Source organism: Flavonifractor sp. An92 (assembly GCF_002159175.1).
Taxonomy (GTDB): Bacteria; Bacillota; Clostridia; order Oscillospirales; family Oscillospiraceae; genus Pseudoflavonifractor_A.
Genome location: NZ_NFGZ01000001.1, coordinates 296,972 through 310,422 on the forward strand (window position 1 = coordinate 296,972; position 13,451 = coordinate 310,422).

13 protein-coding genes and 1 tRNA gene are annotated in these 13,451 nt (G+C 62.6%); 5 read left to right on the plus strand and 9 right to left on the minus strand.

What is annotated here, in order from left to right:
* The first annotated feature begins 53 nt into the window (after nucleotides 1-53).
* Nucleotides 54-1,724: a phosphoenolpyruvate--protein phosphotransferase gene (ptsP, locus tag B5G43_RS01525; protein WP_087258248.1), complete on the plus strand. Its 1,671-nt coding sequence runs from the start codon at nucleotides 54-56 to the stop codon at nucleotides 1,722-1,724.
* A 103-nt stretch (nucleotides 1,725-1,827) separates the two neighbouring features.
* On the opposite strand, the gene B5G43_RS01530 is transcribed toward ptsP, so the two are convergent.
* Together B5G43_RS01530 and B5G43_RS17220 are read right to left on the minus strand one after the other, a co-directional pair.
* A tRNA-Gln gene (locus tag B5G43_RS01530) sits at nucleotides 1,828-1,901 on the minus strand.
* Nucleotides 1,902-2,061: 160 nt separating this feature from the next.
* Nucleotides 2,062-2,223 (minus strand): hypothetical protein, encoded by a 162-nt coding sequence (locus tag B5G43_RS17220; protein ID WP_158097326.1) that lies wholly within the window; start codon nucleotides 2,221-2,223, stop codon nucleotides 2,062-2,064.
* Nucleotides 2,224-2,379: 156 nt separating this feature from the next.
* Between B5G43_RS17220 and nrdR the strand changes: the two genes are divergently transcribed.
* A complete protein-coding gene (gene nrdR / locus B5G43_RS01535; protein WP_087258251.1) occupies nucleotides 2,380-2,835 on the plus strand; it encodes a transcriptional regulator NrdR in 456 nt (151 codons plus the stop codon).
* Between the two features lie 4 nt (nucleotides 2,836-2,839).
* Here the strand turns inward: nrdR and B5G43_RS01540 are convergent, their stop codons facing one another.
* On the minus strand, nucleotides 2,840-3,895 hold the full coding sequence (locus B5G43_RS01540) for a hypothetical protein (RefSeq protein WP_087258254.1): 1,056 nt from the start codon (nucleotides 3,893-3,895) through the stop codon (nucleotides 2,840-2,842).
* Between the two features lie 274 nt (nucleotides 3,896-4,169).
* On the opposite strand from B5G43_RS01540, the gene saoL reads away from it, so the two are divergent.
* Nucleotides 4,170-4,805 carry a MerB-like organometallic lyase SaoL gene (gene saoL / locus B5G43_RS01545; RefSeq protein ID WP_087258257.1) on the plus strand — a complete coding sequence of 212 codons (636 nt, stop codon included), beginning with the start codon at nucleotides 4,170-4,172 and terminating at the stop codon, nucleotides 4,803-4,805.
* Nucleotides 4,806-4,857: 52 nt separating this feature from the next.
* On the opposite strand, the gene B5G43_RS01550 is transcribed toward saoL, so the two are convergent.
* On the minus strand, nucleotides 4,858-6,141 hold the full coding sequence (locus B5G43_RS01550; protein ID WP_087258260.1) for an L-serine ammonia-lyase, iron-sulfur-dependent, subunit alpha: 1,284 nt from the start codon (nucleotides 6,139-6,141) through the stop codon (nucleotides 4,858-4,860).
* 128 nt (nucleotides 6,142-6,269) lie between these two features.
* Between B5G43_RS01550 and B5G43_RS01555 the strand changes: the two genes are divergently transcribed.
* Entirely contained in the window at nucleotides 6,270-7,193 is a 924-nt protein-coding gene (locus tag B5G43_RS01555) for a LysR family transcriptional regulator (RefSeq protein WP_087258263.1), read from the plus strand.
* A gap of 51 nt (nucleotides 7,194-7,244) precedes the next feature.
* Here B5G43_RS01555 and groL read toward each other — a convergent pair whose 3' ends face one another.
* From groL to B5G43_RS01580, 5 genes are all read right to left on the minus strand, one after another.
* Nucleotides 7,245-8,870: a chaperonin GroEL gene (groL, locus tag B5G43_RS01560; protein ID WP_087258266.1), complete on the minus strand. Its 1,626-nt coding sequence runs from the start codon at nucleotides 8,868-8,870 to the stop codon at nucleotides 7,245-7,247.
* A gap of 101 nt (nucleotides 8,871-8,971) precedes the next feature.
* Complete coding sequence (locus tag B5G43_RS01565; RefSeq protein ID WP_087258269.1) at nucleotides 8,972-9,256, minus strand: co-chaperone GroES; 285 nt, start codon at nucleotides 9,254-9,256, stop codon at nucleotides 8,972-8,974.
* Nucleotides 9,257-9,435: 179 nt separating this feature from the next.
* Nucleotides 9,436-10,410 carry a diacylglycerol kinase family protein gene (locus tag B5G43_RS01570; protein ID WP_087258272.1) on the minus strand — a complete coding sequence of 325 codons (975 nt, stop codon included), beginning with the start codon at nucleotides 10,408-10,410 and terminating at the stop codon, nucleotides 9,436-9,438.
* A 24-nt stretch (nucleotides 10,411-10,434) separates the two neighbouring features.
* Nucleotides 10,435-11,586, minus strand: coding sequence for an S-layer homology domain-containing protein (locus tag B5G43_RS01575; protein ID WP_087258275.1), 1,152 nt, complete (start codon nucleotides 11,584-11,586; stop codon nucleotides 10,435-10,437).
* 21 nt (nucleotides 11,587-11,607) lie between these two features.
* On the minus strand, nucleotides 11,608-12,741 hold the full coding sequence (locus tag B5G43_RS01580) for a class I SAM-dependent RNA methyltransferase (RefSeq protein WP_087258278.1): 1,134 nt from the start codon (nucleotides 12,739-12,741) through the stop codon (nucleotides 11,608-11,610).
* A gap of 241 nt (nucleotides 12,742-12,982) precedes the next feature.
* Between B5G43_RS01580 and B5G43_RS01585 the strand changes: the two genes are divergently transcribed.
* The gene (locus B5G43_RS01585) at nucleotides 12,983-13,444 is read left to right on the plus strand and encodes an NfeD family protein (RefSeq protein WP_087258282.1); all 462 of its coding nucleotides are present in this window, start codon (nucleotides 12,983-12,985) and stop codon (nucleotides 13,442-13,444) included.
* The last annotated feature ends 7 nt before the right edge of the window (nucleotides 13,445-13,451 follow it).

The following is a 13,451-nucleotide window of genomic DNA, read 5'->3' on the forward strand; positions in this document are numbered from 1 at the left end:
ATCCTTAAACATATGCATTTTCATATCCTCGTATGATATAAGGAGGACTTTTTATGGTCACCATTCAAGGTAAGGGTGTCTCCTCTGGCGTAGCCATCGGACCCCTGTATTTCTACCGCCGGACCAGCAGCAACATCCGCCGCTACACCGTGGAGGACACGCAGGCCGAGTGGCAGCGCTTCAAGGACGCCCAGACCAGCGCCATCGAGCAGCTGGGCGAGCTGGCCGAGAAGGCCCGGGCCGAGGCCGGTGACGACGCCGCTCTGCTCTTTGAGACCCATCAGATGATGGCGGAGGACCAGGACTACGAGGAGACCATCCAGGAGCTCATCCAGGAGCAGGCCCTCAACGCCGAGGCCGCCGTCACCGACACCTCCGCCCAGTTCGCGGAGATGTTCGCGTCCATGGATGACGAGTATATGCAGGCCCGCTCCGCCGACGTCAAGGACGTCTCCCGGCGCATCATCGGCATCCTCCAGGGCGCCGAGGACGGCGGCATCAACAGCCCGGTCCCCGTGGTGCTGGCCGCTGACGACCTGGCCCCCAGTGAGACCGTGCAGCTGGACAAGAGCAAGATCCTCGGCTTCATCACCGCCGGCGGCTCCTCCTCCAGCCACACCGCTATTCTGGCCCGCACCATGGGCATCCCCGCCATCATCGGCGTGGGCGACGCCATGAAGCCCGAGATGGAAGGCCGCGAGATCATCCTGGACGGCGGCACCGGCGAGGCCGTGGTGGAGGCCGATCCCCTCATCCGGGAGACCATGCTGAAGAAGCGTGAGGAGCAGCTGGAGCTCAAGCGCCTGCTGGAGACCCTGAAGGGCCAGGAGAACGTCACGCTGGACGGCCAGAAGGTGAAGGTCTACTGCAACATCGGCACCCCCCAGGACGTGCCCGCCGTGAAGAACAACGACGGCGGCGGCATCGGCCTGTTCCGCAGCGAGTTCCTCTATCTCCAGTGCGACGACTATCCCGATGAGGAGATGCAGTTCCAGGCCTACCGGGAGGTCCTCTCCGCCATGGAGGGCAAGATGGTCATCATCCGCACCCTGGACATCGGCGCGGACAAGCAGATCGGCTATTTCAATCTGGACAAGGAAGAGAACCCCGCCATGGGCATGCGCGCCCTGCGCATCTGCCTGACCCGGCCGGAGATCTTCCGCACCCAGCTGCGGGCCCTGTACCGCGCCTCCGCCTACGGCAAGCTGGGCATCATGTTCCCCATGGTCACCAGCCTGTGGGAGGTCCAGGAGTGCCGCCGCGCCTGCCAGGCCGTGGCTCAGGAGCTGGAGGACGAGGGTATCCCCTACGACAAGACCGGCATCCAGATCGGCATCATGGTGGAGACCCCTGCCGCTGTGGTCATGAGCGATCAGCTGGCCCGGGCGGTGGACTTCTTCAGCATCGGCACCAACGACCTGACCCAGTACACCCTGGCCTGCGACCGGCAGTCCAGCACCCTGGGCAAGTTCTTTGATCCCCACCACCCCGCCGTGCTGCGGTCCATCAAGACCGTGGTGGACAACGCCCACCGCTACGGCAAGTGGGTGGGCATCTGCGGCGAGCTGGCCGCCGACCTGGAGCTCACCGAGACCTTCCTGGCCATTGGCGTGGACGAGCTCAGTGTCAGCCCCAGCGCGGTGCTGCCTCTGCGCAACGCCATCCGCAAGACCGACGTGAGCAAGATCCGCAAGTCGGTCATGGCCGACCTGCTCTTCCCCTAATCGAAAAAACGAGGGACACGGCAAATTGCCGTGTCCCTTTTCTTTTACTCTCCTCTTCGGGCCGGAAACAAAAAAGAGAGACACGCATCTGCGTGTCTCTCTTTGGCAGCGGGTGAAGGATTCGAACCCTCACATACAGAGTCAGAGTCTGCTGTGCTACCCTTACACAAACCCGCTATTTGGTTTTTCGCATTGGCCTCTTGCCGAGCGCAGGATTTATTATAACAGAAAGCCGCAGAAAGTCAAGCACTATTTTCAAGTTTTTTCGAAAAATTTTTTGACCCCCAAAAAGAACCGGCAGGCGGTCCCCCGACGGGGCCCGTCTGCCGGTCTGGCCTTAATACTTGCTGGTGGGCTCGCTTTTGTTCTGCGCGCCGTTGTGCTTGCAGTTCTGAGCGCTGCCGCTCTGCTTCTGGTCCTGAGCGGCGGGATTCTTGGCCTTGTTGCTCTTACGGAGATCATTGCCGTTGCTCTGCATGGATCTCACCTCACTTTCCATGGCTCTAGTCTGCCCAGCTTGTGCCGGCGTCATACCTGCCATGAAAAATAAGGATACAAAACCCCCGCAAAGCGTGCTATAATACTCAGGTAGAATGTTTTGAATCGCCCCGCCGTCCGGGGCTTGTCTGTACGCAGTCAGGGAGGTTGCGCACCTATGAGATGTCCTTATTGTGGCAATCTGGAGAGTAAAGTCGTGGATTCCCGGCCCTCCGACGAGGGCTCCAGCATCCGCCGCCGCCGGGAGTGTCTGGTCTGTCACCGGCGCTTCACCACCTACGAAACCATGGAGAGCCTCCCTTTGGTCGTCATCAAGCGGGACGGCAGCCGTCAGACCTTTGACAAGAGCAAGGTGCTCAGCGGAATGCTCCGGGCCTGTGAGAAGCGCCCGGTGTCCTTTGACACCCTGGAGCGCATCGCCAATGAGATCGAGCAGACCCTCCAGAATGAGATGACCCGGGAGATCACCACCACCAACATCGGCGAGATGGTGATGGAGCGGCTGCGCACGGTGGACGAAGTGGCCTATGTCCGCTTTGCCTCGGTGTACCGCCAGTTCAAGGACATCAGCACCTTTATGGAGGAGCTGAACAAGCTTCTGAAGGAGAAGTGAGCCCTCACTCCTCTCCGGCCAGATAGGCGGCGATCCGCTCGCCGTAGTCGGTCACTCCGGCCTCGGCATAGACGCGGGCGTCCCGCTCCATGCGCTGGGAGTAGTAGGCACTGAAGTCCTCCCCATCCTGATAATCCCGCATCTCCTCCGCGTAGTCCTGCGCGGCGGAGAAGAGCTGCAGGTCCCGGTAGCGCTCCGGGCTCTGCCCGTAGAGCTCCACCAGGCTGTGCTGATAGGCGTGGTAGCACTCGTGAAGCACCGTATCCAGAATATCGCCCGCATCGTCCTCCGCCAGGTGTTCCAGGCTGAGGACGATTTGATTTGTCACGGAGTTGTACCGCCCCATGACGCCTTCCTCCAGCTCCGCGGCCCCCACCCGCAGCTCGTGGGGCACCCCCAGATAGGTGCGCTCGATATTGGCCACCGTCTGGAGGAGATCCAGCCGCCCGGACATGGGCAGCTTCACCCACACCTCCGCCTGCAGCTGGGTGAGTTCCTCGATGTGCCCGGAGATGGTGTCCTCCGTGCCGTCGTAGCCGTCCTCCGCCCGCTGGCTGGGCATCAGCAGCACGCCGCCCCGCATGGCTGCGGCCAGCGCCATGCCCAGTATCACCAGGGTACACGCGCACAGGATGGTGCGCCCTCCCAGCAGGACCACCGCTGTGCGGCGGAGCAGGATGGTCCGGCGCTCCTCCGGGCGGCGGATGGGGCTAAGGAGCACCCAAAGGCCATATGCCAGCGCCAGAACGCCCCCCACGGCCAGCGCCCCCAGTGCAATTTTGGGGAAATAGCGGCCGTAGGTCAGCATGGCATACACCTCAAAGGGAAAGAGCACCGTCAGCGACGCATTCAGCCCATTGCGCCGGGTCCGCCGGGAGAGCAGATACCCCACCAGCACACACCCTACCACCAGCACCCACAGCAGCACCTTGGATTGGCGGCTGCTCAGCGCGAACACGGGGCGGAACAAGATGGTCCGGTACCAGAACATGACCATGGTGCTCCAAAACAGCAGATCCAGCCGGTACTCCCAATACTCCATGGTATTGCGCTGCCTCATCTCCCGTCGCCCCCTCTCTTGTGTACCTCTCATCATAGCACACCTGGGCGAACTTGGAAACGGCAATTTGCACCTCCCGCCTCCTCCCCACCAGAAACAATATGAGGACGCGTTCTGGATCGAAAAGTCCGATAAACGCATATTCTCCTATATTTTGAACTATATTTATACAAAAATATGATGACAAAATATGGTGAAAGTACCCGAAAACGCTGATATAATGGGACTCGTGAATCTGCGGCCGGTTCCAGGCCGGCCGGAGGAGCGAGTAAATATGAATTTTCGGGACCAGGTGACTTTTCGTAATTATGACCGCGAGCGGCTCATCATCGACAGCGTGGCCTCCAAGCTGACGGCCGAGGAGAACGCCCTGCGCAACCACATCATCAACGCCATCGTGGACACCCACCGGCCCTACGCCCCCACTGCGGAGGAGCAGGCCATGGTGGAGACCCTCCAGAGCAAAAACGCCCTGGCCATCGCCGAGGACGGTAAGATCTATTCCATCTACCCCGTCTCCGCCAAGGAGACCCCCCACCGTGTGACCCTGGCCGACGGCCGCACCACCTACGTTATGTGCGCCATTGACGCGCTGGGGTGCACCTACACCTTCCACCAGGACATCGTGATCGACTCGGTGTGCAGCAACAGCGGCGTGCCCATCCACATCGAGGTGAAGGACGGCAAGATCGCCTCCGCCTCTTCCGATGAGATCCGCATCCTCCACGCCGACCTGAAGGCCAGCGACAACTGGGCCAGCTGCTGCTGCTGCCAGATGCTGTACTTCAACTCCCAGGCCGACTATGACGCCTACGCCAAGGCCCACGACCTCTGCCCCTGCTGCTCCTTCTGTCTGGATCTGAACGAAGGTCTGACGGTGGGCCGCATGCTCTTCAGCGACGACGAGTAACATCGAAAAAGACGCCCCCCGGGACTGGTCCCGGGGGGCGTTTTTCACGCGATTATTCGTCGCCGAGCATCAGGTGGATGATCTCTTCATTGGTGGAGCGCATGCCGTACTTGCCGATGATGCCCACGCCCCGGACGGTCTCCTCAATATTGCGCATCACGATACCGTCGCCGTTGTAGAACTGCTGGCCACTCCGGTACAGGTCCAGGCCCAGCAGCGCGCCGTCAATGGCGGCGGCGATTTTCGCCGCGCAGGAGGGCTTGGCTCCGTCGCACAGGATGCCGGACACCACAGCCAGAGCATTGACCACCGTGTGCTTCACCACGTCGAAGCTGCCCTCCGTCAGGTAGGCGATGCCGGCGCCGGCCGCCGCGCCCGCGCTCACTGCGCCGCAGTAGGCCGAGAGGGTGCCGATGCCGGTTTTCAGATGGATGGCGGTGAGGTTGGACAGGGCCAGAGCCCGATAGAGCTTGTCCTGGGAGGCGTTGACCTCCTTGGCGTACTCGATGACCGGCACGGAGCAGGTGATGCCCTGGTTGCCGCTGCCGGAGTTGATGACCACCGGCAGCTCACAGCCGCTCATGCGGGCGTCCGAGGCCGCCGCCGCCCGGGCCTTGGCCCGGTTCTTCACCCCGTCGCCGTAGGCCTCCAGCAGCACCTTGCCCACATTGGCGCCGTAGTCATTGCGCAGGCCCTCGTCGGCGATGGCGGTGTTATAGGCGATCTGCCGGTCCAGGATCTCCTGCACGTCCTGAGGGTCCATGGTGGTGATGAAGTCGTAGATGTCTTCCATATTGAGCAGGGAGCGGTCGGTGCGGTGCTCCGGCTTTTTCGCACCGCTGTCCTGGCATTCCAGCAGCACTTTGCCGTTTTTCTCGATCCCCACAATGTTGGTATGATGGTCCAGGATATGCACCAGGACGGAGTCCTCGCCCCGCTCCAGGGTCACCAGCAGCTCAAAGTCGTGCTCAGTGTCCAGCATCTCCACCTGGAAGGCGATCTGCTCCAGACAGGCGCGCATCTCCTCCTGCTGCTCCGGGGTGACCTGGGAGATGACCTCCAGCTTTTTGTCCGCCTCGCCGGCCACGATGCCAGCCGCCGCAGCAGCGGGCATGCCCTTCAGGCCGCCGGTATTGGGCACGATGACGCTCTTCACGTTCTTGATGATGCTGGGGCTGGCCTGGATCCGCACCCGCTCCGGCATGGCACCCAGCAGCTCCCGGGCCGTGGCAGCGGCATAGGCCAGCGCGATGGGCTCCGTACAGCCCATGGCGGCAATGAGCTCTTCCCGCAGAATGTCTACATAGGCCTGATAGCGTAGATCGGTACGTTCCATTCCATTCTCCTCCTGACACGGGCGGTCCGGTGCGGCCGCGCTTGCTTTCTTATGCCAGGAAGTATATACTACTTATATCATTTTGTGAAGCTGAATTATTTTAACGGATCATTTGGAAATTTTAAATTATGAATGAGTACCTGGACCTGAAAAAACTGCACTCCTTTGTTACCATCGCCGAAACCGGCAGCTTCGCCCGGGCGGCGGAGCTTCTGAGCTACTCCCCCGCCACCATCACCGTACAGATCCAACAGCTGGAGCGGGAGCTGGGCACCTGCCTCTTTGACCGCATTGGGAAAAAGATCTTTCTGACCAACGACGGGCGCAGGCTGTACCATTACGGCCAGCAGCTCCTCCGGCTCAGTGAGGAGACGACCGATGCTCTGCGGGTGGACGGCTCTCTGCCCGGCGGACGGCTGCGCATCGGCACCATCAACTCCCTGTGCGGTGGGCTGCTCCCGCCCCTGCTCCAGAGTTTCCACCGCCACTACCCCGGCGTGTCCATCTCGGTGACCAGCGACACCCCCGCCAACCTCTATGAGCATCTGAGCTACAACGACCTGGACTTTGTCCTGGTGTTGGACGAGCCGGTGTGCCGCCCCGACTTCGCCTCGGTTCTCCGCCTTCCCATGCGGGTGGAGTTCTGCGCCGCCCCCACACACCCGCTGAACACCGGCAGCGCCGTGTCTCTGGACGCCCTGCTGGAGCACCCCTGCATCCTGACGGAGAAGGACGCCAGCTACCGCCGCACCCTGGAGCGGGCCCTGGCGGAGCGCAGGCGGTACATCGCCCCCATCCTGGAGTCGGATGACACGGGCCTCCTCATCCAGCTGCTGACCCAGGGAATGGGCTATTCCGTCCTGCCTCGCTTTCTCATTCAGGACGCGCTGAACAGCGGCGCGCTGGTGACCCTGCCGGTGCCGGACCTCGAGCTGGAGATCCAGCTGCAAATGTTTTACCACACGGGCAAATATGTGGATCGGGAGATGCAGCTCTTTCTCTCCGTGGCCTCCCGGCACCTGTCCCAACTGGTCCAAAGCGGTACATCGTAAGAAAAACCCCCGGAACAGTCGTTCCGGGGGTTTTGAAAGTTTGGCGATTGCTTAGTACATGCCGCCCATGTCGGGAGCGGGAGCAGCGGGAGGAGTGGGCTCCTTCTTGTCGGCCACCAGAGCCTCGGTGGTCAGCAGGGTGGCGGAGATGGAAGCGGCGTTCTCCAGAGCGGAGCGGGTCACCTTGGTGGGGTCCACGATGCCAGCGGAGATCATGTCCACATAGGTCTCGTTGTAGGCGTCGAAGCCGTAGCCGGTCTTGCCGGAGTCCTTGATCTTCTCCAGGACCACGGAACCGTCGATGCCGGCGTTGGTGGCGATCTGCTTCACGGGCTCAGTGAGGGCCTTGGCGATGATGCGCACGCCGGTCTTCTCGTCGCCCTCGACCTCGGAGAGGAGCTTCTCCACAGCGGCCACGGCGTTCACATAGGCAGTGCCGCCGCCGGCCACGATGCCCTCTTCCACAGCGGCGCGGGTGGCGTTCAGAGCGTCCTCGATGCGGAGCTTCTTCTCCTTCATCTCCACCTCGGTGGCAGCGCCCACGCGGATGATAGCCACGCCGCCGGCCATCTTGGCCAGGCGCTCCTGCAGCTTCTCCTTGTCGTAGTCGGAAGTGGTGGTCTCGATCTGGCTGCGGATCTGAGCCACGCGGGCCTTGATGGCCTCGCTGTCGCCAGCGCCATCCACGATGATGGTGTTCTCCTTGGAAACCTTCACCTGGCGGGCCTGGCCCATCATCTCCAGGGTGGCGTCCTTCAGCTCATAGCCCAGGTCGGCGGAGATCACGGTGCCGCCGGTCAGGACCGCGATATCCTGCAGCATCTCCTTGCGGCGGTCGCCGAAGCCGGGGGCCTTTACGCACACCACGTTCAGGGTGCCGCGCAGCTTGTTGACGATGAGGGTGGACAGGGCCTCGCCCTCCACGTCCTCCGCGATGACCAGCAGCTTCTTGCCGGCCTGCACCACCTGCTCCAGCACGGGCAGCAGCTCCTGGATGTTGGAGATCTTCTTATCGGTGATGAGGATGAGGGCATCGTCCAGAACGGCCTCCATCTTCTCGGTATCGGTCACCATGTAGGGGGTGATATAGCCGCGGTCGAACTGCATGCCCTCGACCACCTCGCTGTAAGTCTCAGCGGTCTTGGACTCCTCGACGGTAATGACGCCGTCGTGGCTGACCTTCTCCATGGCCTCGGCGATCAGCTTGCCGATGGTCTCGTCGCCGGAGGACACAGCGCCGACACGGGCGATGTCATCGCTGCCGTTGACGGGCTTGGAGTTGGCCTTGATGGCCTCGATGGCGGCGGCGGTAGCCTTGGCGATGCCCTTCTTCATGACCATGGGGTTGGCACCGGCGGCCAGGTTCTTCAGGCCCTCGCGGATGATAGCCTGAGCCAGCAGGGTGGCGGTGGTGGTGCCGTCGCCGGCCACGTCGTTGGTCTTGGTGGAGACTTCCTTCACCAGCTGGGCGCCCATGTTCTCAAAGGGGTCCTCCAGCTCGATCTCCTTGGCGATGGTCACGCCGTCGTTGGTGATGAGGGGAGCACCGAACTTCTTGTCCAGCACCACGTTGCGGCCCTTGGGGCCCATGGTGATCTTCACAGTATCGGCCAGCTGGTTGACGCCGCGCTCCAGAGCGTGACGGGCTTCCTCGCCGTAGCAAATAATCTTAGCCATAACGAAATTACCTCCAAATTGTTAAGGGGCACTGTCCAAAAGCCCCGAGTGGTTCAAAAGGAACGAGGAACAAACCTGAACTTCAGGCCCGTTGGGAGAACTTACTCCACAATGGCGAGAATGTCGCCCTGACGCACGATGGTGTACTCCTCGCCGTCGATCTTGACCTGGGTGCCGGAGTACTTGCTGGTGATGACCTTGTCGCCCACCTTCACGGTCATGACGATCTCCTTGCCGTCCACGTTGCCGCCGGGGCCCACCTCGATGACTTCGGCCACCTCGGGCTTCTCCTTGGCGGCGCCGGTGAGGATGATGCCGCTCTTGGTGGTCTCCTCGGCCTCCACCATCTTCAGAACAACGCGGTCAGCCAAAGGTTTGAGTTTCATAACGGGTTCCTCCTTATATGTGATAAATGTTATAAACGAACCAAGCGTGTTAGCACTCTTTTTGCCTGAGTGCTAACACGCTTATTATAATATACGCAGATTGCTTTTTGTGCAAGTCTAAATTTTTAAACAATCTGTAAATTCTAAGGCGAATAAACAGAATAACTTGCGAAATCTCGTCAGATGGAGCTCACGCTCTCTTTTTCTTCGATTTTCTCGTTTCTAGATTGAAACTTTGCGGAGTGGGGCTTCCAGGAGGCGCCTTTCGGGAAAAAGAACCCCACTTTTTTAGCAGAGAGGGAGACGGAGAGCTGGTCGGTGTCGATGCGCTCCCCGTCCAGGTTGACCATGGACACCCGGTCACATTTGACCTTCATGGAGGAGCCCCGGCGCAGGGTGACCAGCTCCGGTATTTCCCGGGAACGCCCCGCAGCGTAGAGCTTCACCAGCCGGGCCACGGTGAGGCGGGAGACCCCCTTCACCAGCACGAAGTCCAGCAGTCCGTCGTCGGGGACGGCGTCGGGGGAGGGGTTGAAGCCGCCGCCGTAGTACCGCCCGTTGCAGGCGCACAGCAGGGTGAAGGAGCCGGAGAACTTTTCTCCGTCCACCTCCACCTCGTAGGGGCGGCGGATGCCGGCGATGAGGTTCTTCACCAGGGAGAGCTGGTAGGCCATAGGGCCGTTGACCATGGGGTACTTTTTGAACTCCGCCATGCCCAGCCCGATGCGGGCGTCAAAGCCCACCGAGCAGATGTTGAGAGCCAGATGTCCGTTGCAGTCGATGAGGTCGGCCTGGGCAGTGTCGGGGTCCAGCAGCTCCTTCAGGTCGTAGAAACGGGGGGCGTCGGGGCCGAAGAGGCGGAGGAAGTCGTTTCCCGAGCCGCAGGGGTACTGGGTGATGGCGGCGTTGGGAAAGCCCGCCGCGCCGTTGGCGATCTCGTTAAGGGTGCCGTCGCCGCCGCAGGCGTAGATGCGCACCTCCTCGCCGCTCTCCGCGGCGGAGCGGGCGAGCTCCTCGGCGTGGCCGGGATATTGGGTGACGGCCGCCTCCCAGTCCAGCCCCAGCCCGTCCAGATGGTGGGCCAGCTTGTGCCGCAGCTCCTCGCTGCGGTTATACATCCCGGCGGTGGGGTTGATGAGGAAAAGGTGCTTCATTCCAGTATCCCGTCCTGTCTGTTTTTATGATGAAAAGAGGGTGAGGCGCTGCTCCGCCCGGGCCAGCCGGGAGACGATGCCGGCGGTCTCGGCCCGGGTGATGGTGGCCTTGGGCCGGAAGGTATAGGAGGAGTCGGTGCCCGCCAGGATGCCCTTGGCATAGAGGCTGTAAATGGCGTCCGCGGCGTAGTCCCCCGCCTTCACGTCGGGGACCGAGGCCTTCACCTTGGCCAGATCGTTGCGGTTGGGTAGAGATTTGGCCAGAGAGGTGGCGGCGAAAATGCGGGCCATCTCCGCCCGGGTCACCGGCCGGTTGTAGTTGGAGAACTCGCCGGAGCGAATGATGCCGCTAGCGATGCAGTAGTCCACGGCGGGCTGGTACCACACCCGGTCGTGGTTGGGCTGGGTGTGGAAGTTGTCGCCGTTCTGGCGGCTCTCCATCCCGGCGGCCAGTTGAAGGGCCTCGGCCACCGTCATGGTGCGCCGGGGGGAAAAATAGTTGTCGCCGGTGCCGCTCATCAGGCCCAGGTTGTAGGCCAGATCCACCCACACGTCGAACCAGTCCCGGGGGGACACGTCGTCAAAGTCGGGCAGCACCCCCCGGCTCAGCGGGAAGCGGGCGGAGGGCACCTGCCGCTCCAGCATGAGCTGAGAGATTTGATAGAAGGGCACCACGGTTTTCTGGCCGTCTTTGGTAAGGACCAGGGTGTCCATGCCCCCCACCTTGGTGAACTCGGCGGAGTCATAGATGAAATCGTAGAACACCTGGGTGCTCCCGCCGTTGCCGTCGGGGAAGGGCACCAGGCTCAGCACCCCCCACTTGGTCCCTTTCTGGGCGATGTACAGCCCGGCGTCCATGTGGTAGAGGGAGCCGTACTCCGGCTGGATGAGGTAGGCGCCGTCCTGGCGGATGACCCCCAGACGGCTGCCCAGCTGCACCTGGGACAGGCCCAGGGAGAAGTCCAGCACCGAGGTGTACTGCATGGGAATGACGATCTCCCGCTTCAGATTGGCGAAGCCGAATTTGCCGTCCGGGCTCTGCGCCTTGGCCAGCCCCTCCTGGTAGCCCCAGATGATGGTCCCCTCCGGAGCGGCCAGGGCCAGGGGGCAGAGCAGAGCGCCGAGAATGGCCAGCGCGCCCGCCGTGCGGAACAGTTGCTTCCAAAACAGAGCCATGCCAAAGTCCTTTCTGTATCTTTAGGGCTTGTGATTCCGGTCCGTATACTGAAAGAGGTCACATTTGAGCATACCGTTGTAGAGCTTGCGGCGCTTGTCGGCGGTGCGGCCGAAGGTGCGCTCGAACTCGGTGTGGGAGGAGAGGACGCTCACCTTCCATCCGGCGGGCAGCGCCCGCACCGCGGAGCCGAAGGCCCGGTAGAGCACCTCGGCCTCCTGCTTTTCCATAATACGCTCGCCGTAGGGCGGGTTGGTGACGATGCGCCCGTAGGGCTCGTCCCGGTGGAAGGTCCGGGCGTCGGCCACCTCAAAGCGCACATAGTCCTCCACGCCGGCCTTGACGGCGTTGTCCCGGGCGATGGCCACGGCGGCGGGGTCGATGTCGCCGCCCCAGATGTCGTAGCTGCCCTGGAACTCCTTGTCCATGGCCTCGTCGGCGGCGTCCAGCCAGGTCTGGCCGGGGAGCCAGCGCCACTTCTGGGCGGAGAAGGAGCGGTCCAGGCCGGGGGCCCGGTTGAGGGCGATGAGGGCGGCCTCGATGGCGATGGTGCCCGAGCCGCAGAAGGGGTCACAGAAGGGGTCCTTGCCCCGGTACCGGGACAGCATCACCATGGCGGCGGCCAGGGTCTCCCGCAGGGGGGCGGCTACGCCCACGGCGCGGTAGCCCCGCTTGTGGAGCCCGGGACCGCTGGTGTCCAGCATGATGGTGACCTCGTCCTTCATGAGGGAGAACTGGATCTGGTGGAGGGCTCCGGTCTCCGGCAGGGTCTGAAGGCCGTACTTCTCCCCCAGCCGGGCGGCCACCGCCTTCTTGATGATGGACTGACAGGCGGGCACCGAGTGGAGGGCGGAGTTGAGGGAGTGGCCCTTCACCGGGAAGGCCCCGTCCCGGGGGATGAAGTCCTCCCAGGGGAGGGCGCGGACCCCCTCGAAGAGGGCGTCAAAATCCCCGGCGAAAAAGCGCCCCAGCACGATGAGCACCCGCTCGCCGGTGCGCAGGTTCAGATTCACCCGGGCGATGTCGGCGGGGGCGGCGGCGCAGAGCACCCGGCCGTTCTCGGCCTGCACGCCGCTGAGCCCCAGGCGGCGCAGCTCGTCGGCGGCCAGACCCTCTAGGCCGAACAGGGTGGGGATGGCAAGTTGCAGTTCAGGCATAAAAAAACTCCTCACGGAGGCATGGGCCTCCCAGCGATGATAACTGGTTCCAGTATAACGGATTGCGTATCATTAAGCAATTCTTTTGTGGAAAACCAGGGAAGAAAAGGAGATGGGGAATCCTCTGGTATTTTCCCGGCCGGTATGGTAAAATGGCGGTAACCTCCGGCCGGCTGCTCCGGCCGGAACACAGGCTGCCTTCCCCGGCCTCCGACGGCCCGGGGAAAAAGGAGGGAGCGATATGTGGCCTGCGAGTATCATCTGGCTCATTCTGATGGTGGTCTTTCTCGTCGTGGAGGGCCTGACGGTGAGCATGGTGTCCATCTGGTTCGCCCTGGGCGCCCTGGCCGCCACCCTGCTGGCCCTGGCGGTGGACAACATCTGGGTGCAGATCGCCGTATTCCTGGCGGTGTCGGCGGTGTGTCTGGCGGCCCTGCGGCCCCTGAGCCGCAAATGGCTCACCGGACGGAAGCAGCCCACCAACGCCGACCGGGTCATCGGCGCCGAAGGCCTGGTGTGTGAGGCCATCGACAATCTGGCGGGGACCGGGGCTGTGCAGGTGTGCGGCCAGACCTGGACCGCCCGCAGCGCGGACGGCAGCCCCATTGCCGTGGGGAGCCGCGTTCAGATCCTGCGCATCGAGGGCGTCAAGCTCTTTGTGCAGCCGGCGGACGTGCCGGCCGAGACCGCAAGCAACCGTTAATGTAAGG